The organism is Candidatus Pelagibacter sp. Uisw_094, assembly GCF_047729535.1.
GTDB lineage: Bacteria > Pseudomonadota > Alphaproteobacteria > Pelagibacterales > Pelagibacteraceae > Pelagibacter.
Genome location: NZ_CP159823.1, coordinates 435,605 through 461,063, shown reverse-complemented (window position 1 = coordinate 461,063; position 25,459 = coordinate 435,605). Strand labels below are relative to the sequence as shown.

The 25,459-nt window shown below is 31.0% G+C and carries 27 protein-coding genes and 1 pseudogene; 5 read left to right on the top strand and 23 right to left on the bottom strand.

Annotated elements, in window-relative coordinates:
* Positions 1 to 29 precede the first annotated feature (29 nt).
* The 3 genes from ABXT72_RS02435 to ABXT72_RS02425 form a co-directional block, all read right to left on the bottom strand.
* Positions 30 to 992, bottom strand: a complete 963-nt coding sequence (locus ABXT72_RS02435) for a glycine betaine ABC transporter substrate-binding protein (RefSeq protein WP_415278832.1) — start codon at positions 990 to 992, stop codon at positions 30 to 32.
* A 98-nt stretch (positions 993 to 1,090) separates the two neighbouring features.
* Positions 1,091 to 2,572 carry an aldehyde dehydrogenase gene (locus ABXT72_RS02430; protein ID WP_415278831.1) on the bottom strand — a complete coding sequence of 494 codons (1,482 nt, stop codon included), beginning with the start codon at positions 2,570 to 2,572 and terminating at the stop codon, positions 1,091 to 1,093.
* Complete coding sequence (locus ABXT72_RS02425; protein WP_415278830.1) at positions 2,572 to 2,982, bottom strand: VOC family protein; 411 nt, start codon at positions 2,980 to 2,982, stop codon at positions 2,572 to 2,574. The genes ABXT72_RS02430 and ABXT72_RS02425 overlap by 1 nt, the downstream gene beginning before the upstream one ends.
* 77 nt (positions 2,983 to 3,059) lie before the next feature.
* Between ABXT72_RS02425 and epsC the strand changes: the two genes are divergently transcribed.
* Together epsC and ABXT72_RS02415 are read left to right on the top strand one after the other, a co-directional pair.
* The gene (gene epsC, locus ABXT72_RS02420; RefSeq protein ID WP_415278828.1) at positions 3,060 to 3,638 is read left to right on the top strand and encodes a serine O-acetyltransferase EpsC; all 579 of its coding nucleotides are present in this window, start codon (positions 3,060 to 3,062) and stop codon (positions 3,636 to 3,638) included.
* Positions 3,638 to 4,639 (top strand): cysteine synthase A, encoded by a 1,002-nt coding sequence (locus tag ABXT72_RS02415; protein ID WP_415278826.1) that lies wholly within the window; start codon positions 3,638 to 3,640, stop codon positions 4,637 to 4,639. The genes epsC and ABXT72_RS02415 overlap by 1 nt, the downstream gene beginning before the upstream one ends.
* On the opposite strand, the gene ABXT72_RS02410 is transcribed toward ABXT72_RS02415, so the two are convergent.
* The gene (locus tag ABXT72_RS02410; RefSeq protein WP_415278825.1) at positions 4,636 to 5,052 is read right to left on the bottom strand and encodes a hypothetical protein; all 417 of its coding nucleotides are present in this window, start codon (positions 5,050 to 5,052) and stop codon (positions 4,636 to 4,638) included. The genes ABXT72_RS02415 and ABXT72_RS02410 overlap by 4 nt on opposite strands.
* Before the next feature lie 1,527 nt (positions 5,053 to 6,579).
* On the opposite strand from ABXT72_RS02410, the gene ABXT72_RS02405 reads away from it, so the two are divergent.
* Positions 6,580 to 6,918 carry a DMT family transporter gene (locus tag ABXT72_RS02405; RefSeq protein ID WP_415278823.1) on the top strand — a complete coding sequence of 113 codons (339 nt, stop codon included), beginning with the start codon at positions 6,580 to 6,582 and terminating at the stop codon, positions 6,916 to 6,918.
* A gap of 2 nt (positions 6,919 to 6,920) precedes the next feature.
* The gene (locus tag ABXT72_RS02400; protein WP_415278822.1) at positions 6,921 to 7,148 is read left to right on the top strand and encodes a DUF2798 domain-containing protein; all 228 of its coding nucleotides are present in this window, start codon (positions 6,921 to 6,923) and stop codon (positions 7,146 to 7,148) included.
* Between the two features lie 347 nt (positions 7,149 to 7,495).
* On the opposite strand, the gene ABXT72_RS02395 is transcribed toward ABXT72_RS02400, so the two are convergent.
* From ABXT72_RS02395 to ABXT72_RS02305, 19 genes and pseudogenes are all read right to left on the bottom strand, one after another.
* A complete protein-coding gene (locus tag ABXT72_RS02395; protein ID WP_415278821.1) occupies positions 7,496 to 7,840 on the bottom strand; it encodes a DUF952 domain-containing protein in 345 nt (114 codons plus the stop codon).
* A 219-nt stretch (positions 7,841 to 8,059) separates the two neighbouring features.
* Entirely contained in the window at positions 8,060 to 8,620 is a 561-nt protein-coding gene (locus ABXT72_RS02390) for a DUF924 family protein (RefSeq protein ID WP_415278820.1), read from the bottom strand.
* A complete protein-coding gene (locus ABXT72_RS02385; protein ID WP_415279157.1) occupies positions 8,621 to 9,319 on the bottom strand; it encodes an inositol monophosphatase family protein in 699 nt (232 codons plus the stop codon).
* A 108-nt stretch (positions 9,320 to 9,427) separates the two neighbouring features.
* Positions 9,428 to 10,009, bottom strand: a complete 582-nt coding sequence (locus ABXT72_RS02380) for an FMN-dependent NADH-azoreductase (protein ID WP_415278819.1) — start codon at positions 10,007 to 10,009, stop codon at positions 9,428 to 9,430.
* Positions 10,010 to 10,032: 23 nt separating this feature from the next.
* Complete coding sequence (locus ABXT72_RS02375) at positions 10,033 to 10,203, bottom strand: hypothetical protein (protein WP_415278818.1); 171 nt, start codon at positions 10,201 to 10,203, stop codon at positions 10,033 to 10,035.
* 70 nt (positions 10,204 to 10,273) lie between these two features.
* Positions 10,274 to 10,741, bottom strand: a complete 468-nt coding sequence (locus ABXT72_RS02370) for a cytochrome c biogenesis CcdA family protein (protein ID WP_415278816.1) — start codon at positions 10,739 to 10,741, stop codon at positions 10,274 to 10,276.
* 94 nt (positions 10,742 to 10,835) lie between these two features.
* A complete protein-coding gene (locus ABXT72_RS02365; protein WP_415278815.1) occupies positions 10,836 to 11,132 on the bottom strand; it encodes a phosphoenolpyruvate carboxylase in 297 nt (98 codons plus the stop codon).
* A 13-nt stretch (positions 11,133 to 11,145) separates the two neighbouring features.
* Positions 11,146 to 11,355 carry a phosphoenolpyruvate carboxylase gene (locus ABXT72_RS02360; RefSeq protein ID WP_415279156.1) on the bottom strand — a complete coding sequence of 70 codons (210 nt, stop codon included), beginning with the start codon at positions 11,353 to 11,355 and terminating at the stop codon, positions 11,146 to 11,148.
* Positions 11,352 to 13,432, bottom strand: a pseudogene (locus ABXT72_RS02355) (phosphoenolpyruvate carboxylase). Before ABXT72_RS02355 ends, ABXT72_RS02360 begins: the two are co-directional and overlap by 4 nt.
* Positions 13,407 to 14,318 carry an SMP-30/gluconolactonase/LRE family protein gene (locus ABXT72_RS02350; RefSeq protein WP_415278813.1) on the bottom strand — a complete coding sequence of 304 codons (912 nt, stop codon included), beginning with the start codon at positions 14,316 to 14,318 and terminating at the stop codon, positions 13,407 to 13,409. The pseudogene ABXT72_RS02355 and the gene ABXT72_RS02350 overlap by 26 nt, the downstream one beginning before the upstream one ends.
* Complete coding sequence (locus ABXT72_RS02345; RefSeq protein WP_415278812.1) at positions 14,311 to 15,483, bottom strand: mandelate racemase/muconate lactonizing enzyme family protein; 1,173 nt, start codon at positions 15,481 to 15,483, stop codon at positions 14,311 to 14,313. The genes ABXT72_RS02350 and ABXT72_RS02345 overlap by 8 nt, the downstream gene beginning before the upstream one ends.
* A gap of 6 nt (positions 15,484 to 15,489) precedes the next feature.
* The gene (locus tag ABXT72_RS02340; protein ID WP_415278810.1) at positions 15,490 to 16,332 is read right to left on the bottom strand and encodes a fumarylacetoacetate hydrolase family protein; all 843 of its coding nucleotides are present in this window, start codon (positions 16,330 to 16,332) and stop codon (positions 15,490 to 15,492) included.
* A gap of 21 nt (positions 16,333 to 16,353) precedes the next feature.
* Positions 16,354 to 17,097, bottom strand: coding sequence for an SDR family oxidoreductase (locus ABXT72_RS02335; protein WP_415278808.1), 744 nt, complete (start codon positions 17,095 to 17,097; stop codon positions 16,354 to 16,356).
* The gene (locus tag ABXT72_RS02330) at positions 17,094 to 17,963 is read right to left on the bottom strand and encodes an NAD(P)-dependent oxidoreductase (protein ID WP_415278807.1); all 870 of its coding nucleotides are present in this window, start codon (positions 17,961 to 17,963) and stop codon (positions 17,094 to 17,096) included. The genes ABXT72_RS02335 and ABXT72_RS02330 overlap by 4 nt, the downstream gene beginning before the upstream one ends.
* Entirely contained in the window at positions 17,964 to 19,277 is a 1,314-nt protein-coding gene (locus ABXT72_RS02325) for a TRAP transporter large permease (RefSeq protein WP_415278805.1), read from the bottom strand. It abuts the gene before it with no gap.
* Positions 19,278 to 19,847, bottom strand: coding sequence for a TRAP transporter small permease subunit (locus ABXT72_RS02320; protein ID WP_415278804.1), 570 nt, complete (start codon positions 19,845 to 19,847; stop codon positions 19,278 to 19,280).
* A 63-nt stretch (positions 19,848 to 19,910) separates the two neighbouring features.
* Entirely contained in the window at positions 19,911 to 20,927 is a 1,017-nt protein-coding gene (dctP, locus tag ABXT72_RS02315) for a TRAP transporter substrate-binding protein DctP (protein ID WP_415278802.1), read from the bottom strand.
* Between the two features lie 203 nt (positions 20,928 to 21,130).
* Positions 21,131 to 22,099 (bottom strand): 2-hydroxyacid dehydrogenase, encoded by a 969-nt coding sequence (locus ABXT72_RS02310; RefSeq protein WP_415278800.1) that lies wholly within the window; start codon positions 22,097 to 22,099, stop codon positions 21,131 to 21,133.
* Position 22,100: 1 nt separating this feature from the next.
* Positions 22,101 to 23,876, bottom strand: coding sequence for an IlvD/Edd family dehydratase (locus tag ABXT72_RS02305; protein ID WP_415278798.1), 1,776 nt, complete (start codon positions 23,874 to 23,876; stop codon positions 22,101 to 22,103).
* A gap of 67 nt (positions 23,877 to 23,943) precedes the next feature.
* Here ABXT72_RS02305 and ABXT72_RS02300 point away from each other — a divergent pair, with 67 nt between their 5' ends.
* Positions 23,944 to 25,452 carry a UxaA family hydrolase gene (locus ABXT72_RS02300; protein ID WP_415278796.1) on the top strand — a complete coding sequence of 503 codons (1,509 nt, stop codon included), beginning with the start codon at positions 23,944 to 23,946 and terminating at the stop codon, positions 25,450 to 25,452.
* The last annotated feature ends 7 nt before the right edge of the window (positions 25,453 to 25,459 follow it).

The following is a 25,459-nucleotide window of genomic DNA, read 5'->3' as shown; positions in this document are numbered from 1 at the left end:
TAAAGTCGCCAGGTAAAAATTTATTTATCTTAAAGTCCTAACCAACCATCAACTTTAGATTTATTATTTTTCATCCATGTTCTAGCAACATCAGCTGGTTGTTTTTTCTCAACTGAAATTGCATATGCCATAGCTGAAACATCATCTCCTGTTAATTGAAAGTTCTTAAAAAACTCAACAATAGCTGGAGATTTACTTTCTAAAGAAGTACCCCAACCTATTTGTATTTTTTTAAGTGCATCTTTTGAAGCAACATAAGATTTTTTGTACCAGTCAGCATCTTCTTTAGGTTGTACCATTTTGTATTTAGCTGGATCATGTTTTGGCTCTTCCAACATAACTACATCTGCCATTCCCCAAATTGCATGTGGTTTATAACAATAGAATGCATAACCTTCACCTTTTTTAATTGAGTCTAGTACTCTTGCATTTTTAACTGCTTCTGCTGCTCTTATCGCTTCAATACCAGCATCATATAAACCGTAGTCTCTTAATTTAACTTGGTTTGCATTTGCTGATGCCCAACCATCTGCTCCAATCCAAAATTCACCTTTACCATTACCATCACTATCCATTGCTTTAACAACTTCTGGTCTAGCTAAGTCTTCAATTGCAGTAATATTAAATTTTTTCGCAAACTGTTGAGAAACACAATAACCTTGGTCTCCATCATATGGGTTGCTACTTAATTTTAAAGTTCCTTTTGGAACTAGATCATTAGTATAAGCCTGTTGATTAGGTAACCAGATATCAGGGTGAACTTCAATTTCACCTTTACTTCTATCAATTGCACCATAGATCGCAGTATTATTTCCTGGAACTAATTCTGCTTCTCCACCCATTTTATCTATAACAACTGCTGCTAATAAGTTAGCAATAGCTGTTGCACCTGTCCAACCTGGATCTCCTATTTTAACTTTCTCAGCAAATGTTGAAAAAGTAGCAAATAAAGAAATTAAACCAGCTACAAGTGTAGTTTTTATTATTTTCATTATATCCCTCTCTATTAATTTAAAAACGAAGAATAACTTATAACTTTTGAACAAGTCAAAGAAAATTAGCTACTTATTATGATTGCTATAATTAAGTTTTAAGAGTGACTAATCCAAATAGTCTTAGTTTGAAGGTATTGATCTAGTGCTTCTGTACCTTGATCTCTACTCAATGATCCTGACTGTCTATATCCTCCAAAAGGTGTTTTAATGTCACCTTCAGAAAAAGTATTAACTGAAACAGTTCCACATGGAAGGCTTTTAGCCATATGAAAAGCTCTATCAATATCTTGGGTGAAAACACTTGCGTGCAATCCATACTTTGAATTGCTTGCAATTTTTAATGCCTCTTCATCACTATTAATTGTAAGAACCCCTAAAACTGGTCCAAAAATTTCTTCTTGGGCAATTGTCATGTTTTCTTTTAAATCATCAAATAGAGTTGGTTTTGCAAAAAAACCTTTTTGATCACCACTTGATACACCACCAAATAATAGCTTAGCTCCTTCATCAATCCCTTTTTGAATATATCCATCAACTGTTGCTAAATGTTTTTTAGAAATCATTGATCCCATATTACTTTCTGGATCTAATGGATCTCCAGCTTTAAGTACTTTTACTTTTTTTGAAACTTTATCTAAAAATTCATCTTTAACTTTGCTGTGAATTATTTGTCTCATGTTTGCAGAGCAATTCTGTCCACCATTCCAAAAAGCAGAGTTAATTGCATTGTCAATTAAGTCATCTGTAATCTTTGCATCTTCTAAAACTATGAACGGACTTTTTCCACCCATCTCTAAACCAATTGTTTTTAAATTGCTTTCACCAGAATATTTCATGAATAGTCCACCTACTTCTGTTGATCCTGTAAATGAAACCGCATCAACATCATTATGTCTACCAAGTGCTTCACCAACATCTCCAAAGCCAGGTACTATATTTAAAACTCCATCAGGAATACCTGCTTCTTTTGCAATTTGTGCAACTCTAATTGCAGTTAAAGGTGTGTCTTCTGCTGGTTTAATTATAACTGAACATCCAGCAGCTAATGCTGGTGCCATTTTCCAAACTGCCATCATTAAAGGAAAATTCCAAGGAACAACTCCTGCAACAACACCTATTGGTTCTTTAACAATTAAACTAGTTAGTGATGGCTCAGTTGGTCCAACTTTACCAAATACTTTATCTATTAATTCTCCGTACCACTGAAAATGCATTGGTGCATCGTTTGCAACTTCATTAATACAGTCTCCAATTAATTTTCCTGTGTCCACACATTCAAGAACAGAATTTTCTTCACCAATTTTTCTTAATAATTCCGCAAATTTCAGTAAGACGTCTTTTCTTAATTCTGGAGATGTTCTTGACCAAACACCACTATTAAAAGCTTTTCTTGAAACTTTAACAGCTAAATCAACATCCTTATGATTACATTTTGCAACTGAACAAAGAGTTTCACCTGTTGCAGGGTTTATATTTTCAAACTTTTCACCATCAATAGCATCAACGTACTTACCATCAATAAAAGCTCTACCTTCGAATTTAATCTTGCTTGCTATAGATTTATAATCAGAAGCCATTAATCTGCATTTGCAGTCAATGTTTTAATTTCTAAAATATTTTCATTGGGATCTTTTACAAAGAAAGTTTCTTGTTCATATTTGGTACCTTTAAACCTTAAATAAGGTTCATCGTAATATTTGGCACCATTGTCTTTTAATCTTTGCTTAAGAGCATTAAAATCTTTTCTAGATAAATGAACACCAAAATGTGGAACAGAAACGTCGCCCATATCAACATCGTGTCTTTCACTATCCATTTTATGTTCACTTGCATGAAGAGTTAATTCATTTCCCCAAAAGTCTACATCTGCCCACTCTTGTGCTGAATTATCCAATCTACAGCCTAACGTCTCACTATAAAATTTTTTTGCTACTTCAAGATCTCCACATGGTACTGCTAGATGAAAGCAATTTGTGTTTTTGTACATAAGTTTCTCCTCTTTAAATTCGTTATATAATGACTATATAGTTCAATATAATATTTTAATCAATAAAAGCTAAATTCATGAATGACTTTTTACAATCTATAATAGATAGAGATCCTGCGGCAAAATCTAAGTTAAGTTTAATTTTAACTTATCCAGGTGTTAAAGCAGTTTTTTTTCATAGAATTGCTAATTTTTTTCACCTTGCTAAGTTTCATTTGTTAGCAAGAATAATTTCACAATTATCAAGATTTTTAACTGGAATTGAAATTCACCCTGGTGCTAAGATTGGAAGAAATTTATTTATTGATCATGGTATGGGTGTTGTAATTGGGGAAACCTCTGAAATTGGAAATAATGTAACTATTTATCATATGGCAACATTAGGTGGAATATCTCCAAGTATTAATTCAAATGATCAAAGACAAGTTAAGAGACACCCAACATTAAATGATTGTGTTGTTGTTGGTTCTGGTGCTCAAATCTTGGGACCTGTAATAATAGGTGCAAACGCTAAAGTTGGAGCTAATGCGGTTGTTACTAAAGATGTTCCTGAAAATGCAGTAATGGTTGGAATACCTGCTAAAAATGTTGGTACTGCAACTGAGGAATTTAAACCTTATGCTGTAGAAGAGGTAGATAAAGACACTTCAAGCTAATGAAAAATATTCAAGACAATTTTATTTCAGGAATAGGTAATACTCCTTTAATCAAACTTAGAGCTGCATCAGAAATTACTGGATGTAATATTTATGGTAAAGCTGAATTCATGAACCCAGGTGGATCTGTTAAAGATAGAGCGGCCCTTACATTAATTAGAGATGCTGAAGAAAAAAAATTAATTTCTAAAGGTGGAACAATTGTTGAAGGTACAGCTGGTAATACAGGAATAGGCTTATGTCTACTTGGTAATTCACTTGGTTATAAAACAATAATTGTAATGAATGATAACCAAACTCAAGAAAAAAAAGATTTACTTAGAAATATTGGTGCTGATTTAAGATTAGTTCCAGCTAAACCTTATAAAGATGATGCAAACTTTGTAAAAGTTGCAGCAAAACTTGCTGATGAATTAAGACCATTAAATAACAACGGAGTTGTTTGGGCTAACCAATTTGACAATGTTGCAAATGCCAAGGGTCATTATGAAACAACAGGTAAAGAAATTTGGGAACAAACTGAAGGTAAAGTTGATGGATTTGTATGTTCGTCTGGAACAGGTGGAACAATTTCAGGAGTAAGTAATGCTCTTAAAGAAAAGAACAAGGATATTAAAATATTTTTATCCGATCCTAAAGGCTCAGCTCTTTATAATTATATAAAAAATGGTGAATTAAAATCTGAGGGTGGCTCAATTACTGAAGGTATTGGCTCAAGTAGAGTAACAAAAAATTTTGAAAATGCTAAAATAGATGACGCCTACTCTATTGATGACAATGAAGCGCTTCCTATACTTTATGATTTGATTGAAAATGAAGGTTTAAGCCTTGGTACTAGCTGTGGAATTAATATTGCTGGTGCGATTAGAATGGGTAAAGAACTGGGTCCTGGAAAAACTATCGTTACAATTCTTTGTGATAAAAGTGAAAAGTACGCCACTAAAATGTTTAATAAAAAATTTCTAGAAGAAAAAGGTTTGCCTTTTCCTAACTGGCTTTAATACATATAAATTTTATCTGCTAATCCATAGCAAAGAACTGCACTAATAATTGTAAAAACTAAAGGAGCGATTACAGCTTCATTAGAGTCGTTTCTCATGCCTGTTTTATCAATCTTAATTGAGTAAGTATTAACAATTAATACACAAAGGTTTTGCACAAAAACTAAATTAAAAAATGCCCACGTTCCTTCAACACCATTTGGTCTAACAAACATAACATATATAGCCATCAAAAAAGAACCTAGGAATATTGCACCTGTCATACGCATGATGGTTGCAGCTGTCTCATCGATTTGAAATTTTTCTCTATATCTTTTGTTACCAATAATCATTTGATAAGCATAGAAACCCAAGCCTAAAAAATGAATAGAGAATAAAATTAAGTAAAAAATTCCATTAAATTTTTCAATCATAAATAATATAATAAAAATATTAGTCTTTAAAAATCTTAAATAACTAGTTGGGTCATTTTTTGCACATGCAAGTGACAAATATTGGTTATAAATCAAAATTTATTAATTTGAATACTATGTGAGGTTAATATAATGCAAGACAAAAGGAAAATATGATAAAAGATATTAGGTAAAGCATGGGATTGCTTAGAAAAAAATACTTTTCACAAGTTCTTTTGTGGTTCTTGCCCAATGATGGCAAAATGTTTAAGATGATAATTTTGACAAGATGCAAAAATGTCAGAGATAAAAGGTATGGAAGTCTTCAAAAACAATTAAAGAAAGTTGCGTGAAGGAACTATAAGCAAAATCAGAAGAATCTTTAGGTAAACTAAGTAGTTTATTAGAAAGTAAAAATGAAATTATATTAAATATGATTAGTGGGATTTCATTCAATAAAGTGTATGTCTTAGGAGATAACACTAATAGAGAAAATGCTGGAATAAAAAAGATCTTCATTGGACACGAAGAAGATAAACCTTAATGTTATGCTATTTTTGATATCCTTATTCAAATGCTATGCGTGAATATATGGATAATCCAGAAGCAAAAAAAATGGCGCAGTTTTCTAAAATTGAACTTTATTTTGTAAATTCATTTACAATAAACGGAGTTACAAAATTAATAAATAATACAAAATGTTAAAATTATGATGCCTAAGCAGGTGAAGCAGGACGTTGGTTAAAAATATGGATGCTATGAAAACAAGTTGGATAAATGCCAATTGGTATCGGAAATTAAGTGATAATAAAAGTCTAAAAGATAAAGGAGTTACAATTCATTTATCTACAGGAAGTTTTTACCTATTAAACAAACAGATGTGAAGAAAGCATTAGCTTGTAGAACATTCTGGGTTCTGCTTCATGTTCTAAACTTGTCTCTGAAGTATTGCTGGTAATGGCAGAGTAATGGGTTGGTAAAGTAATAAACTAAAAGGAGATAAGAAATGGAAATAGAAACCACTATTTGTCACGTCAGTAATGCTTCATGTATATTTTAACATATGGATTGTAAGATAAACCTCTTTAATTAATAGAGTTGGAATTTGCTATCATGGAGTGTCCCAACTTTAAATAATAAATAAATAAGGATAATTTATGTATTTAGCAAAAAGTAGACTTCAAATTATGCTTGGCAAAGAAAATGAATTTGAAACAGTTATGGAAAAATCAGTGAACAATGGGCTATGAGTGGTGTAAAAGGCTTTAAGAAATTCAACTTATTCAAAGGTGAGGTAAATAAAGAATGTTGGTTATATAACTCTCTTTATATTGTTCATAGTGAATGGAATCAAACGAGAGTGACTTTATTAACTGGACAAAATCTAATATCATTTCAATTAGTGCTTTTCACAAAGATCCTACAGGTTCTTCCAAAGGAAATTTATAGTTGAAATTGCCCCCCAATTTTAATGGATGATGTAGGATTGCAAACAGATGATTTTGAAGGTTTTAAAGTAGTTATATAATTTTAAAAAGATTTCATTTAGTGTTATTAGAACATGCTACTTCATATGGATTTCTAATCCTAGCAGTTGTTCTAGGGGTAACTTCAAATAGTTTTGCAAAAAGTGCTGAAGGGTTCACTCTTCTAATTCCAAGTATTATTACAGCCATTACCATTGTTTTATGTATGTATGCATTATCTATGGTGATGAAAAATATCCCGATGGGAATAACTTATGCATCGTTTGCAGGCTTAACAATTATTTCAACTGTAATTGTTGGTATAATTAGATTTAATCAAATGCCAAATCTTTATTCAATGATTGGTTTAGGTTTGATCATTATAGGTGTGTTAATGGTTAACTTGTTAGGAAATAATTAATTATGATTTCAAAAAAATTTTCTCAAACTTTATTTATGATTTTTATGTCATTTGGAATGAGCGTTATAATGAGTGGTGTTGTTACTGCGGTGAACACTGGCATTGGTGATGGTTTTATTGAAAGATATTTTAACTCTTGGTTATTTGCTTTTCCTGTAGCATTATTTGCAGCTATTACTTTGGCTCCAATTATAAGACCTCTAGTTAATAAAATTGCCTCGAAAGATTAGTTATAAAAGAATTGTAAAAATTTTACGGAAAAAAATATTGTAAGAAGAGTTTTTTAAATTATCGAAACTTTATTATTTATCAAAATTTAATTCAATAAATATATTTAACATAAAGTAAAATAAATGTTTTGAATGCAATGTTTGAAAATGTTATTGTGTAAATGTATATAAAGGAGGTCGATTATGAATTTATCACCACCTGACACATAACTGGTGTGATTAAATAATCAAAGACTAATTAAGATCGAAAAAATATAAAGTCCATTATTATGGATTTTGGCGTATACCGCTAACTTATAGGGGAACTCTTTTGGGCTTTCTGAAAGGGTGAACCCCTTAAAAAAAAGTTAAAAAACAGATGGCAAAACGTGAGTACCATCATCATCTAAAGTAATATCAAATTCATCAACAACATTAGAAATATCTAGCAACGAATATAAATGTGGAAACATAGTTCCATCTGAAGCTTGTTCCCAAACTAAATGATCTAGTTTTAAAGTGTCTATCTTTAATAAAATTAAATCTTTTTGATTTAGGTAAAATTTTTTAAGAGTTCCAGCAATTTGATCATCACCAGAAAAATGAATGTAACCATCTTCTAAATCTTTTTTAGAACCAGTTAATTGACCTTTTTTCTTAATCTCTTGCCATTCAGATTTGGTACATATTTTATAAACAAATTTGAAATTCATTTAAAATTTATATTATTCAGTGAGGATATTGACAATAAGAAACTTCCCTCTTACGAGGGAAGCTAATATTAACTATCTAATAGAGAGAGAAGATAATGTTAATTTTTGAATTCTATCAACTCCTTATAGACAGCAAATTTCAATATTGAAATGACATATTGTCACTACAGCAATGCAAAGATTGGATAGCTTATTTTATTTGTTCACTTAGTGAACATTTTACCAGGATGAATTTGGTTGAGCTAGAAACTCTATTTCCTCAGGAGTAGATTTTCTACCTAACACTAAGTTTCGATGAGGATATCTATGAAATTTCTTTATTACTAAGGTGTGATCTTTCCAAGATTTTTTTATAGAGATTAAACCTGGATGATCTTTTAAGAATTTATCCAGTAGATAATAGGCCATATCATGATCTGTGATCTCTTCACTGTGAATTAGTGGTAATATCATAAACAATCTTTGATCTTGATCCATTTCATCTAAAAAGCCTGCATAAACAGAATCGTTAACTATCAACCTTGCTTTATGATCTTGGATAAAAGCTTTTGGATCATCTCTAAACATATTTCTTGAAAATTGATCAAATAAAATAACTAGAGCCAAAGATCCAAGGGAAGTGTCTTGCCAATCGTCATATTCATTTGTACTTGCTAATTCATAATCTTTTAAAAAGTTTTCTTTAATTAATTCATCAAAATCTTTATGTTTTTGAAATCTTTTTTTTGGTGGAGTGTCTTTAAACCAAAAATCTAATATTTTTTTTGCTCTTGTATGCATTTATTTTGAAACTGGTTTTAAAAGCTTAAGCATTTTATTATGAATAGATTGATTAGCTGAAACTAAAATATTTCCAGCATTAACTGCGTCTCTATTATCCCATGTTGAAACAATACCTCCTGCAGCTTTTATAATTGGCATCAATGGGTGAATATCCCAAATTTTATTGGTAGCCTGAAAGACAACATCAATTTTCCCCTCACATAAATGGGAGTAACTTAATGCATCTGCAGTTGGAAATTGCATTAATTTTAAAACTTTTGGAATTTTCATTTGTTGTTTAAGAGAGACCGCTCCATGAAATGCTCCTGATACTTTTATCTTACTAAATGGTATATTTTTTGAAACAGAGATTTTTCTTTTTTGGCCTTTTTCAAAAACAAAAGAATTTTTATTATCAAAATTTAAATAATATTTGTTTAGTATTGGAAAGTTTGCTAAACCAACAACGGGCATACCTTTAAAATTAAGAGATATTAAATTGCTCCATGTTGGATTGCCTATTACAAATGATCTTGTTCCATCAATCGGGTCTATGATCCATGTGTAATCACTAGTTGATTTTTTGTGACCAAATTCTTCACCTATAACTTGATGACTTGGAAATTTTTTTTTAATCTTTAGTCTAATAAATTTTTCAAATGCTTTGTCAGAGCTTGTAACAGGATCATAGCCTTTACCTTTAAGTTTGTTGGATATAGCAGAAAGTTTTATTAAGTTTTGAAAAATAAAATTTATTTAAGTCTTTTGCTAGGGTATTCAGAAAGTTAGAATATAACTTGTAATCCTTCTTATTTAATAAATTCATTAAATTATATTTTCAATTTGTTTTTCAGCTTCTTTAATTGATTTCTCATAATCTAACGCCATTTGATCAGCACTTATTACTTCAACTTTTTCAATTCCAAAGAAATTTAATATAAATTTTAACCATGGAGTTAAAAAATCCTCTGAGCTATTTAATTTAGTTCCACCTGAAGTAATTACTAAATAAGCTTTTTTATTTTTAAGTAATCCCTCTCTTCTCCCATTAGGTTTAAACCTAAAAGTCTCTCCAATTCTTGCTGCTAGGTCACACCAAGCTTTAAGAGTTGCAGGAGGCCCATAATTGTAAATTGGCGCTGAAATTATAATGATATCGCTTTCTTTTAATTCACTTACAAGTTTATCTGATAGTTCAAACATTTTTTTATGCTCTTCGGTTTGGTCTTTTTCTGCAATCTTCATTCCAGACTCAGTTAAACCACTAACAAAAAGCATATCGTCATCTAAATCTCTATAAATTACTTCATCACCTGGTTTTTTGATTTTATCTAATAATTTTTTTGCTAATGCTCTTGAGCTTGATCCTTCTTTTCTGGCACTTGAGTCAATTTGATAAATTTTCATAAGTATAGATTGTTATTAACCTATTAACCGAAGTTTTGCAAAAAGGGTAAATAGTTTAAAATATAGTAGCCTAGTATTTGCAATTGGTTTGTTAAAATTAGAGCTCCTGTTATTAAAAGTATTACACCTCCACCCTTTGTGACTAAATTAATATTCTTTTTGAAGTTTTTAGAAAATATCAAAAATCTTTGCATTAGATAACCTGATAAAATGAAAGGTATCGCTAACCCAAGAGAATAAAAGCTAAAAGTAAAATTATAGCTTTTAAATAGTTTCTTCTGTAGAAGCTAATGCAAGAATTGAACCCAAGATTGGCCCAATACAAGGTGTCCATCCAAAACCAAAAGCCATTCCAATAATAAATGAAAACAAAATATTATTATTTTTTTTGGTATAAATTTTTTTTTCGAAATTTAAAAAATTAATATTTAAAATACCAATTAATTGAAGCGAAAATATAATGATAATTAAACCTGCAATTATTCTTAATGTTTCTGAATTTTGTAGCAATACTTGCCCCAAGTAAGAAGCAGTTGCCCCAAAGATAATAAAAACAAAAGAAAAACCTAAGGTGAATAATATCAAGGGTCTTAAATTAATTTTTTTACTTTCTAAAAATTCATTCAAAGAGTTTCCAGTAATAAAAGAAACATAACCAGGTATTAAAGGTAAAACACATGGAGATAAAAAACTGATAAGTCCTGCCCCAAAGGCAATTAATAATTCAATCATTTATCCTGTATTTTTCATAGCAGCAGAGATACCTGCAATAGATGTCATTAAGGCATCATCAAGAAATTTTTTATTTAATTTTTTATATTTATTATTATGTAATTTTGTTCATAATAGTTGCCTGTAATATATTTAAAGTTTCTGTATAATTGTTTCTTATAAATAAAGCTGTTCTAAATTCTTTTCTTTCTTTAAATACCTCTTTAGGTGTAATCTTGTTGTGTAATTTTACCAATGCGTCAAATTGAAATCGAAGTTTTTTTCCAATTCTTTTTAAAGCACTGTCAGCTAAATGATTTTCATATATAATTGAAATTTCAGGATCTACTTTTGTAATTACCATATCTAATATATCCATAGTAGACACAAAATATGGCCAGTTTTTTTCCATATCAGTTAGTGTTTTAGAAAATTTTTTGATTGACCCATATCTTAAGTGCCTCTGTCGTTCCTAGCCACGCAGGCAACATTAATCGAATTTGTGTCCAGGCAAAAACCCAAGGGATTGCTCTTAAACTTTGAATATTATCTACATTCTTTCTTTTTGCAGGTCTTGAACCGATAGCAAGTTTACCTAAAGATTTATGTGGTGTAACAGTTTTAAAATATCTTATAAAATCTTCACTTTGATTAAATTTTTTCTATATGAAGATGTTGCTATTTCTGACATTTTTTCAATTAATAGGCGCCAGTTTTTTTTAGACTTTGGTGGGGGATTTAAAGAGGCATCCATAACGGCACCTATATAGCTACAAAGATTGTATTCAGCTAAAGGTTTATAACCATATTTTTGCTGAATAACCTCTCCCTGATCAGTAATTCGAATTTTGCCATTAACTGTATTAGCAGGTTGTGATTTAAGTGTTGCCTGAATGGGTCCACCTCCTCTTCCTGCAGATCCGCCTCTTCCATGAAAAAATACTAGATCTATTTTATATTTCTTTGCGAGATTTCTTAATTCTTCTTGTAGTTTGTATTGATGCCAACTGGCAGATAATTTTCCAGCATCCTTACTAGAGTCTGAATATCCAATCATCACTTCTTGTTTATGATTAATAAGCCTTCGATACCAAGATAATTTGAAGATATTTTCCATAACACTTTTGGCATTTTTTAAATCATCTAAAGTTTCAAAAAGTGGTACTACTCTTAATAAATTTTTAGTTTCAGCTTGTTTTTGTAAAAAATAGACTGATAAAATATCTGATGCCTTTGAAGTCATGGAAATAACATACGCTCCCATACATTGCTCAGGTTCTTTTGATATTTGTTTAAAGGTATTCCAGACTTCTTTATTATCTTTATGTTTAATTTTTAGATTATTAATAAAATATTTTTTTTGTTTAATTAATAGGTTTAATAAATTAATTTTTTTACTTTCACTTAAGCCAGAAAAATTAATTTTGTATTTTTTATTTAGAACATCAGAAATGAGTTTTTGATGTCTTGATGACTCTTGTCTTATATCAAGTCTAGCAAGATTTATTCCAAAGCACCGTACTCTTCTAATAAGATCCAGTAAATCTGCATTAGCAATATGTTGACCACGATTTAAATTTAATGACTCCCTAACTTCTCTTAATGGTTTTAAGATTTCATTTTTATCTGTTAGTAATTTTTTCTCATTTAATGATTTATTATTATTTAGATGTTTTTCAATTAGTTGATAAGTTAATCTTATCTTGTCTCTAATAGGTCTAAGATAAACTCTGTATGGCTCAAAGCTATTACCTGCAATTTTCTTAATCTTAGGAGAGCATTCTTTCATGGACAAATCTTGAATTAGTTTTGTAAGTTCTTTTTCATATAATTTTGCTGCTTGCCATCTAGAAAATAAAATTACTTTTTTTGTAACATCGGCAGTAACATTAGGGTTGCCATCACGATCACCACCCATCCAAGAACCAAATTGAATAGGATTATATCCACGTGGCAAATCTTTACCTAAGTTTTTTCTAAAAATATCATTTAATCTTTTATAAACTTTTGGAATTGTATCCCATAAACTATCTTCTATTACTGCCAGGCCCCACTTAGCCTCGTCAAGTGGTGAGGGTTTTGATCTTTTCAATTCATCTGTTTTCCAAATAACTGTAATTTCAGTATAAATCTTTCTGTCTATTTCTAGTATTTTTGATGGGTATTTTTTATAAAGATGTCTCTGCTCCATTAATTCTATTAAATTTGCATATTTTTGAATTAAAGTTCTTCTTTTAACTTCAGTTGGATGCGCTGTGAGTACTATTCCTATATCTAGTTTTGTGGCTTGTTCATAAATCTTATTATTGGAAATGTTTTTATTTTTAAAAAGATTTTTTATTATATCTTCAATAAAAATATTTTGATTTTTATTTTTAAAGTAAGGATTTTCATATTCATTCAGTTTTCTAGATGCGTCCAGAGACTCTGCAGATTCATTAAATTTAAAATATGCGAAAATGATCGGGTTAATCTAAAAATGTCTTTTGGTTTAAGTTTTTTAACTTCTTTTGAGACTTTTAAAAAAACTTTGCTTTTATTTTTATCTAATAAGGTGTTTTTTGATAAAAGCCTTAATCTTTCTACTATTTTATAAAAAGCTAAACCTTCTTGATCTCTTATAACTCTCCCCAGAAATGTACCTAATAACCTTATATCTTCTCTTAAAAGCTTAGTAGGTATTCTTTCATAGTAAAGATCTCTTTTTTTCATTACTTAAAATAAATTTTTTTTGTAAAAATCCTCTCGTATTAGTTTTTACACTAAATAAAAATCCAGAGTAACTATATTTTTTCAACTCTCTAGCATTCATTCCTTTTGTTGCTGAAGTAATGAAAATTTCAGAATTTTTCTTACCTCCAAATGTACAATTAGTAATATTTTTTGCTGGAAGTTCAATTTTATGTATCAAGTTTCCTTTTTTATTGAAAACAGAGACACAAGCACCATGATAATGAGCTACCCATAAATTTTGATTCTTGTCTAGTGTCATTCCATCTGGTGAACCATCTTTTATAGGGAATTTTTTAAATATTTTTTTACTTATAATTTTGTCTTTTTTATTAATCTTAATTTTATAAATTAATTTTTTACTACTGTCTGTATGATAAAAATTGTACTGATCAATAAAAGCGGGACCATTTGTAATCATGTAATTAGTATCAACTTTAGTAAGTATTAAATTTTTATCTAATTTGTATAATGATCCCTTTTCAATTTTTCTCTCTAAGTTATCCATTGTGCCAAACCATAAATTTCCAGCTGGATCTGTTTTACCATCGTTAGTTCTGTTTAATTTAATATCTGGCTCTATCAAGATTGATTTAATAATTTTTTTTGATTTTAAATTTTGAATTCGCAATTCCCCTTGAAGTCCTAGAATAAAAATATTATCTCTAATATGTGCTAAAAATCCTATTTCCTTGTTAACTTTAAATATTTTTTTTTTATTATTATTAGTATTTAAAATGCAAATTTGTTTTTTTTTAATGTCTACAAAATATATTGAATTATGTTCTTTAACCCACAAAGTTCCTTCACCCAATTTGCATTTTAGTTTCCAAAGTGTTTTTGGTTCTGACGTTTGAATTTTACTCATAAACTTCGAATTCTTTAATAAAATTTTCATTAGGTGTTATTCCAATACCTGGATTATCAGTAATTGAGGCAAATCCATTATTTTGTTTTACTTGATCTAAAATAGAAAAATCTTCCTGAGGGAGATCAGTAATAAAGATATTCTTTTCTGTTGTATCAAATTCTAACATTGATTTTGATGGGAATAATCCACCTGGCATATCAGGCTGCGCTGTTAGCAGATGTAAGTTAACAGCAATACTTACAGCTGATCCCCAAACATGGTTTATAACTGGAATAAAATTTGCCTGAGCTATTGCTGATACTTTTAAATACTCAGTAATACCACCTAGCCCACAAACTTCCGGCTGAGCGATATCAATACATTTATTTTTAATTAACTCGTTCCAACCGTATTTTGTAAATTCTGCCTCACCACCAGCAATATTAGTATTTATTTTCTGTTTTAATTCTTTGTATCCATCATAATTTTCAGGTGCTACTGGCTCTTCAAACCAAAAAATATCTAATTCATCCAAACCTCTTCCAACATACAAAGCATCATTTACATTATAAGCATGATTTGCATCCACCATTAATTTAAAATCTTTTCCAATTACTTCTCTAACTGCTTGAACTAACTTAAGATCTTCTTTTGGACCTAGTCCAATTTTCATTTTCATTGCTTTAAAGTTTTTGGATTTAATTTGTTTTGCCTCTTCTTTGAATAATTCAACTAACTCATCAACTGATTTTTTCTGTAACATCATTCCATATCCATAAACAGGAATTTGATCATTACACTTTCCACCAACTAACTGATAAAGAGGAGTTTTAGTTTTCTTACCAAGAATATCCCATAAAGCTATATCGATGCCTGATAGTGCTTGAATAGGCATTCCTTTTTGCCCACTATCTCTAAGTAAATTGTAAACTTTATGCCAAATATATTCTTTATTTAAAGGGTCTTCACCAACAACTAATGGTTGGATAACTTTTTCAACAATATATTTATTTGCTAGAGCAATATTACCTGGTCCAAAACATTCTCCCCACCCTGTAATACCTTCGTCAGTTTGAACCTCTACAAGATGGGCTGTACGATGTTTATAATATTGCTGTGAGTAACCTAATTCACTATCTAACTCATATCTAAGTACATGACTTTTAATAGAAGTTATTTTCACAATTAACTATATAGCAACAACCTTAGAGTTTTGCTCTCCTAAATTCTCTATTGATAATTTCATTGTGTCTCCAGCTTTTAAGAACTGTTGAGGCTTCATTCCCATGCCTACTCCTGGAGGAGTTCCTGTAGTAATTATATCTCCTGCTTGTAAAGACATAAATTTACTAACATAAGAAACAATAACATTAACATTAAATATCATCGTACTCGTATTTCCTGTTTGCATTCTATTGCCATTTACATCTAGGCTCATTTTAAGATTATTAATGTCTGCAATTTCATCTTTAGTAACTAAGTAAGGTCCAATTGGTCCATAAGTATCATGAGATTTCCCTTTAACCCATTGACCCATTTTTTCAATTTGCCATTCTCTTTCACTAATATCATTAACTAAACAATATCCAAGTATATGATCTTGTGCTTTATCTTCCGAAATATGTTTAGCTTCTTTACCTATAATAATTCCAAGTTCAACTTCCCAATCTAGTTTAGTTGAACCAGATACAATTTCAATATTATCATTTGGTCCATTAATTGAGCTTGTAGCCTTCATAAATGTTATTGGTTCTGATGGAACTTCAGCACCCGTTTCAGCTGCATGGTCAGAATAATTTAAACCTATCGCAACAAATTTACCTGGCTTAGTGATACAAGAACCTATTCTCTCACTTAAAGACAGTTCTGGAAGTGACGACAAGTCTACATTTTGTAATTTGGATATTATATCAAAGTTGACATAGTCAGGATTTAAATCACTAAGATGTGAACTGATGTCTCTAATTTTACCTTCTGAATCTAAGGCTGCTGGTTTCTCTTTTCCTTTTTGTCCTACTCTTAATAATTTCATAGTTCTCCTTATTTTTATTAATTAAATTGAAATTCCACCATCAACAGAAATTGTAGTTCCTGTTGTAAATGTTGCATCATCACTTGCTAAATAAACAGCTACAGCTGCTATTTCTTCTGCAGTTCCTAATCTTCCCATAGGCTGTCTTGCTATAAAATCTTTCTTAGCTTGAACTGGATCTGGGCTTTGATTAACTCTATCTTGCCATGAAGGTGAAAATACCGTTCCTGGTGCAATAGAATTACATCTAATGTTTTGTTTTACAAAATCTGCAGCTATTGATTTAGTTAAGCCAATTACCGCTCCTTTTGTAGTTCCATAAATAAATCTATTTGGAAACCCTTTTAAACTTGAGGCACATGACGAGACATTAATTATGCTTCCACCATTCTGCTTAACCATTAAGGGTAAAATTGTTTTACACATTTGGTACATAGATTTAACATTCACATCAAAAGAAAAGTTCCAATCTTTTTCTTCACATTCAAGAATAGATCCATGATGAACAAAACCAACTGCGTTAAATAATACATCTACTTTGTCTAAAGTTTTTGAAAATTCTAAAACTGCATCATTATCTGTTGAATCTAAAGTCTTAACTTTAATATTAGGATATTCTTTATTTAAATCAGCTAATGTTTTGTCATTTAAATCTGTTGCAGTAACATGGGCTCCTTCATTATGAAATGCTATTGCAGTTGCTTTTCCAATTCCTTGACCTGCAGCTGTTACTATAATTTTTTTACTTTCTAATCTTCTATTCATTTTTTATTTATCCTTTCAATTTCTTTGTAAAGTGAACTATGGTCTGTTTCACCGTGTCCATTTTCGACAAGACTTTTATACATTTCTTTGACTAAATTTGAAATAGGTAAATGAGTATTATAACTATTAGCGCATTCTAGAATATTATTCATATCTTTTAAGTGCACTGAAGTTCTTCCTTTTGGTGTAAAATCTTTTTCAATCATTCTTTTTCCATGTGTTTGAAGAATTTTACTATCTGCCCAACCACCTGACAAAGCTTTGATCATTTTATTTGGATTAGCTCCTGCTTTTTCACAAAGTGTTACTGCTTCTGCAACAGCGCCTATTGTTAAACCAACAATAATTTGATTAGCAAGTTTAGAAACTTGACCACTTGATAATGGACCAACTAAAGTTGGGTTACCCATTGCTTTTAAAACATCTGAAGCATCATCAAAAACTTTTTGCTCTCCACCAACCATAATTGCTAAAGATGCTTCCTCCGCACCTATGGTTCCTCCTGAAACTGGAGAATCTAAATAATTTATTTTTTTAGATTTTAAATTATTTCCATGAGATATTGCTGTTGTAGGTTTAACCGAACTCATATCAATTACTGTAGCATCAACCTTTAGGTTATCTAAAAATTCCTGACTATTCATCACCGCATCAACAGAGCTATCATCTGTTAACATTGTAATAACAACATCATTATCACTCACCACTTCTTCAATAGATTTAGATATTTTTCCACCAAACTCTCTTAATGGTTCGGCCTTACTTTCAGTCCTGTTAAAAGCTTTAAGCTCATAACCTGCTTTTAATAAGTTTTTTGCCATTGGTAGACCCATTAGGCCTATCCCTATAAACCCAATCTTTTTCATCTATTTTGGTTTGAACTCGTGGAAATTTTGTGTGGTAAATTCTGGAAAGAACATCACACAAGCTAAAACAATTAATTGGATTACAATAAAAGGACCAAATCCTCTAAAAATATCTGTTAAAGATATATGTGGTGGTGTAACAGATTTTAGATAAAACGCTGCTGGACCAAATGGTGGACTTAAGAAAGAAACTTGCATATTTACACAGAATAAAATTCCAAACCATATAGGGTCAAAACCAAGTGTAAGTACTATTGGTAGAAAAACTGGCATTGCTAATAAGACAATTCCAACCCAATCCATAAATGCACCTAAAATTAAAAACATTATTTGCATCATAAAAATTAGATACATAGGTCTTAAATCATAAGCTAAGATCATTTCTGCAACGTAAGTAGGACCACCTGCAAGTGAATATGCCCCTGCTAGTACAGTTGCACCAAAAGTAATTGTTAAAATTGTTCCTGTAGCTTTAAAAGTTCTTACTAAAGCGTCTCTAAATAAAAACCATGTTAGCTCTCTTCTTCCAGTAATTATTATTAAAGTTGCAACAACACCCATGCCAGCTGCTTCTGTAATTCCTGTGATACCAGAATAAATCGAACCTAAAACTATTACAACTATTGCAATCGGTGGTAAAAGTCCTGGTAGGTATGACATCTTTTCTTTAAAAGTTAAAGCCGGTTCATCACTTAAAGGTGCTAGATGAGGCTGCAATCTTGTCCTAACAAGAATATATGAAATAATTAAACCTGAAATCATTAAACCAGGTACTATCGCTTCTTGAAATAACATCGTTATAGAAGTTTGAGTTGTTAAACCGTAAATAATTAAAACAATTGATGGTGGTATCATTGTACCTAAAGAACCTGATGCACAAATAATTCCAATAGACATGTCTTGATCATATTTTAATCTCAACATCTGGGGTAATGCAATCAATCCTAATAAAACTATTTCTCCTCCAATAATTCCACTCATCGCAGCCATGAGTGTTGCCATTATTGCCGTTACAACTCCTACTCCACCTCTAGTTTTTCTTAACCATGCATTTAATGCATCATACAAGTCTCTCGCTATGTTCGAACGTTCAAGCAAGGAGGCCATAAATATAAACAAAGGAACAGATAAAAAAGAATAAGTAACAACAAGCGAATAATATCTAGTTAGCAATATACCAAGGGCATGTTCACCAATATGTACAATCACTATAACTGCACCCATAAAACCAGATGCAAAACCAAGAGGAACTCCTATTGAGATGAGGGCTATTAGTCCAAATATAACTATTAATGAAAGTGTTCCTATATCCATTTATTTTAAATCTTTAGCTGGGTCGTATTGTTTTTCTTTTGGATTTTTCCAATCTATAATTAAATTATTTACTGACTGAACTGCAATAAGAAATACACATAACAATGTTAGTGGTTTCATAATTGCAGGAATTGGTGGATCCCAATAAGTTGCGAATCTCTCCCATGTAGTAAACGATCTATGTGCGTCTTCCCAACCTCCATAAACTACAGCAGCTGCAAATGTGACAATTACAAAGGTGCTTATTACATCAAAAACTCTTTGTGTTGGTCTGCTTACATAATCATATAACATTACAATTCTAATGTGGCTTCTCAGTCTTGTTGCATATATTCCACCAACTAAATAAATAATACCAGCAAGCCATAAAGATAGTTCATTTACCCACATCGTAGGTTTTTCCATTATATATCTCATAAAAATTTCATACATCATCACAGCCACAATAACTGGAATTAAGTATTTAATTGTATGACTTATGAATAAGGTAATTCTATCTACCCATGTTATTGGAAAATTATCTTTGCTTGCAACTTTTTCTGTTTGCTCTTGTAAAGATTTATCTAGCATAAATTTAAAATTTTAAAAAAGAAGGGCCTTTTCAGGCCCTTCAAGATTTCTTGTATTCTATAATTATAGGATACCGTTAGCTTTCATGTAAGCTTTGTGCATTTCTATAAGTTGAGCAGCCTCAGGAGATTTTGTCTTCCAAGTTTCCCAAGCTTTTAATGCAGATGCTCTGAACTTAGCTCTTTCTGATGGAGCCCAGTCATGAAGAGTAACACCTTCAGCCATTAATTGTTTAACAGCTTCAGCGTTTTTTCTCTCAACTAAGCTAGTGATAGTTCTACCAGCAATTTCTATTCCAGCTTTCATAGCACCTTTTTCATGCTTCTTAAGTTTTTTCCAAACTTTAGAATTACAAGCTAAGTGGTCAGCTGGCATAGAGTGGAAACCAGGATATGTAGCATATTTATTTTGCTCATAGTGTCCACCTGCAGTGTTAGTTGCTAGACTAGAATAGTCAGCACCATCAATTAGACCAGTTTGTAACGCAGTAGGGACTTCACCGAAATCCATTACGATTGGTTTAGCGCCTAACTCAGCAAAAATCATACTTTCCATTCCTGGAGGTGATCTAAATTTAAAGTCTTTGATAGATGCTACATCTGGAATTGGAACACTTGAAATAAGTGACTCATGTCCAGGTATCCACCAACCAATAAGCGTCATTCCGTATTTGTTGTAAAGATTATCAACAGCATCTTGAGCTCCTGGGAACTTTAAGAAATCGTATTGTTGATAAGGGGTATCGTATCCACCCATTACATCACCTGCAAATTGAAATGCTGCATTTTTACCAGTTTGGTAACCAGCACCAGTCATATCACAGTCAATAATTCCAGTTTGTGCAGAGTTAAATACCTCAGCAGATTTTCCTGAAACTGAAGATGAATAAAACATTTCTACTTTTAAGCTTCCACCAGAAAACATTTCTACGTTTTTAGCGAATTGTGCTGCAACTTCACCATTTGGTGAATTAGCAGTAAAGTGCGTTTCAATCTTTAAAGTCTTTGCGTTAGCAGAGCCAAATAAAGCAACTGAAACAATAGCTACTGCAGCTATAGTTTTTGTTATTAATTTAAACATTATTTTCCCTCTCGGTTTGTTTATTTAAGTTGGTACTAAAACACAAAGCGAAATAAAAACAAAGTAAAAAGTTATGTAAATTAGAGAGGTGTAACTAAGTATAAGTATTATATATAATTTTTAAGCTTTGTTATTTAAAGAAAAATAAAATAAACGAATCAAATTAAATATTAATAATAAAAACAACTCTAAGTTGTTTTACCTTATATAACTTCTGAAATTAGTTTCTTATTATTAAAGTAGCATATGATATTTTCTACTGCCATCATGCTCATCGCTAAGCGAGTTTCGTGTGTTGCACTTCCTACATGAGGTAAAACAAAACAATTGTCTAGTTTCATATATCTTTCATCAAGATTAGGTTCATTATTAAAAACATCTAGTCCCGCAGCATAAATTTTATTATTTTGAAGAGCATCTATTAATGCTTCATCATCAATAGTTGATCCTCTTGATGTGTTTATAACAACAGCGTGCTTTGGTAATAAATTAATAGTGGTCGCATTTAATATATGTTTTGTTTCAGCTGTAGCTGGAGTATGTATGCTTACAAAATCACACTCAGGCATCATTGAATTAATATCAGAAAAATATTTTGCTCCATCCTCTAAATCTTCAGAAAGTCTACTTCTGTTATAGTAAATAATTTTCATTCCAAATGCTTTTGCGCATTTTGCAACAATTCTACCAATTCTACCCATACCAATAATACCAAGTGTCTTTCCTGTAACTGAATTTCCTACCATAAATTTTGTTAAATCAGGTTTTTGATCTTTCCATTTTCCAGATCTAACTAAATTATAAGCCTCTCCAATCCTTCTTGAAGCAGCTAAGATTAAAAGAATAGTTGTTTCAGCAACAGCTTCATTTAATACATTTGGTGTATTCGTTATCTTAATTTGTTTACTTTCAGCAGATTTTATTGAAATATTATCATACCCTACACCAACTTGAGCAATTATTTTTAACTTTCCATTTAGATCTTTAAAAAATTCTTCACCTATTTTATCAAATCCAGTTGAAATAAAACCATCATATTCATTTGCCAACTTTATAAGTTCGTCAGTTGGAATGGGTTCATCTTTAAGATTCAGTGTTACATCAAAATCTTGTTTTAATTTTGCTTCTGCACCATCTGATAATTTTCTTGTTACTAAAATTCTTGGTTTCATATTAATGTGAGTTTCTTGGTAGCCCTTTTTTGTTGGTAATATCTAAATACACACCTTTAGATTTAATACAAGCTCCATCATCTAATTGTCCAACTGTATCTCTAAATATTTCTTGCCAAGGTGTTTGGTTTTCAAGTTTAGGTAACTTTTTTTTCTTTCTACGTTTCTTAAATTCTGATTGTGATATTAATAGATCTACTCTTCTTTTGTTCAAATCTATCTTCATCTCATCACCTGTTTTAACAATTAATAAATCACCACCAACTGCTGACTCAGGGGAAACATGAAGTATTGATGGACTCTCTGAGGTTCCACTTTGTCTTCCATCACCTAATGTTGGAAGAGCATTTATTCCTTTTTTTAATAAATGTGCTGGAGGTTGCATATTAACCACTTCTGCTGCACCAGGGTAACCAACTGGTCCACACCCCCTTATTATCAGAATAGAATTTTCATCTATATTTAACTTTTTATTATTAATATTTTTATGATAATCTTCGGGACCTTCAAAAACTACTGCTTTACCAACAAAAGCATTCGGATGTTTGGGATTTGAAAGGTATCTTTCTCTAAAGTCCTTACTGATTACTGATGTTTTCATTATTGCGCTATCAAAAAAATTACTTTTCATAACTAAAAATCCTGCTTTTTCAGTTAAACAATCTTTAAAAGTTTTTATAACCTTATTATCGGTTTCAATTTTTCTTTTTAAATTAATACCAACAGTTTTACCTGAGACAGTCATTATATTAGTGTGGATCTTTTTATGCTTTATTAACTCTTGCATAACAGCAGGAACTCCCCCTGCTCTATAAAAACTTTCCATTAAATATTCACCAGCTGGTTGGCAATTTACTAACAACGGAATTTCATGTCCTAATTTTTGCCAATTAGATAAGTCAAATTTAATTCCCATGTGTTTTGCAATTGCACTTAGGTGAGTTGTACAGTTACTAGAGCCACCAATAGCACTTGCAACAATGACTGCATTTTCAAATGCTTTACGTGTCATAATCTTAGATGGTGTAAGGTCTTCATGAACCATAGACACTATTCTTTTTCCAGTTTCATAAGAAATCTGCTCTCTTTCTTTATATGGCGCTGGGATTACAGCACATCCTGTTAAAGACATTCCTAAAGCTTCTGCAACTGAATTCATTGATGATGCTGTTCCCATAGTATTACAATGACCTATACTTGGTGCAGATGATGCAACCATATCCATAAATTCATCATAATTAATTTCACCTTTAGCAAGAAGTTTTCTAGCTTCCCAAACAACCATTCCTGATCCAGCTAACTTACCTTTGTAAACTCCGTCCAACATTGGACCTCCAGATAAAACAATTGCCGGAATATTTACAGTAGCAGCTGCCATCAATGCAGCAGGAGTTGTTTTATCACAACCAGTTGTTAAAATTACTCCATCAATTGGATAGCCATAAAGAACCTCAACTAAAGATAAGTAAGATAAATTTCTATCAAGCATTGCTGTTGGTCTTTTTCCAGTTTCTTGAATTGGGTGAGTTGGAAATTCCATTGGAATACCTCCTGCTCTTCTAATTCCATCTTTAATTCTATTACTCAAAGATAGAAAATGTCTGTTACATGGTGATAAATCACTACCAGATTGCGCTATACCAATAATTGGGTTACCAGACTGTAATTCTTTTCTTGTTAAACCATAATTTAGATATCTCTCAAGATATAGAGCTGTCATCTCAGGGTCTTTAGGATTATCAAACCATTGTCGGCTTCTTAAATTTTTTTTTCGCATAATTAAAATATTTTATTGGAAATATCCTTTGTTTTATTACGTATAATTTACTAAACTATATTATATAATGCAAAATAATCTAATAGTTTTAAACAAAAATGATAACGTTGCTGTCACACCATTTATAATTCCAGCTAAAACAAAAATTGAAGGCCAAAATATTTCAAGTATTGATGACATACCTTTTGGTCATAAGATTTGTTTAAAGACTGTAAATAAAGGTGATCCAGTTATCAAATATGACCAGATTATAGGATTTGCCTCTAAAAATATTAATCCTGGCGAACATGTTCACTCACATAATTTAGAGTTTAAAGATTTTGATAGAAAATTTAAAGTTATAGAAAAGAAATCAATTATAAATGAAAAAAGTGAATTATTTTTCAACGGTATAATGAGAGACAATGGTCAGGTAGCTACAAGAAACTATATAGGAATTATAAGTACAGTAAATTGTTCTGCTACTGTTACTAAGATGATTTCTGAAAAAATTAAACAAAGTAATATTTTAAAGGATTTTCCAAATATAGATGGAATAGTGCCAATAACTCACTCAACTGGATGTGGAATGAATACGGAAAGTGAAGGAATGCAAATATTTCAAAGAACAATTGATGGTTTTAAAAATCACCCAAATTTTTCACATGTATTTGTACTGGGATTAGGCTGTGAGTGTGCTCAAGTTGATATATTCAAAGATAATGTAAAACAGCATGATCGTGTTCACTTTTTAACAATACAGGATGAAGGTGGAACAAAAAAAATTGTTGATAAAGTTTTAAGTGAAATCAAAAATCTATTAGTTATTTCGAATAATGTAAAAAGAGAACCTTTATCAGTTAATAATATAACTTTAGCACTACAATGTGGAGGGTCTGATGGTTATTCTGGAATTTCTGCAAATCCTGCTTTGGGAGTTGCGGCTGATATGCTAGTTAAGCAAGGGGGCAGTTCTATTTTATCAGAAACACCAGAAATTTATGGTGCAGAACATTTATTGATTAATAGAGCAAATAAACAAGAAACAGCAGATAAACTAATAGCTAAAATTAAATGGTGGCAGCACTACACATCTATAAATAATAGCTCTATGGATAATAATCCGGCACCAGGAAATAAAAAAGGTGGACTAACTACAATTCTTGAAAAATCATTAGGTGCGGTTGCTAAAGGTGGAAATTCTGTTTTAGAAGATGTCTTAAGTTACGCTGAACCCTTAAAAAACAAAGGATTTAATTTTATGGATTCGCCAGGTTACGATCCTGTTTCTGTAACTGGTCAAGTAGCGTCTGGTGCAAATGTAATATGTTTTACAACTGGACGAGGTTCTTGTTTTGGGTGTAAGCCTGCGCCTAGTTTAAAACTATCAACTAACACCACTATGTATGAGAAAATGATTGAGGACATGGATATTAATTGTGGGACAATTATAGAAGGTAAAGAAGAAATAGAAGAAGTTGGAAAAAAAATTTTTAAACTAGTGATTGCTACTGCCTCTGGTAGTTCTACCAAAAGTGAGCTTAATGGCTATGGTGATGAAGAGTTTAACCCTTGGCAAGTTGGTGTGGTAATGTAAATATTTT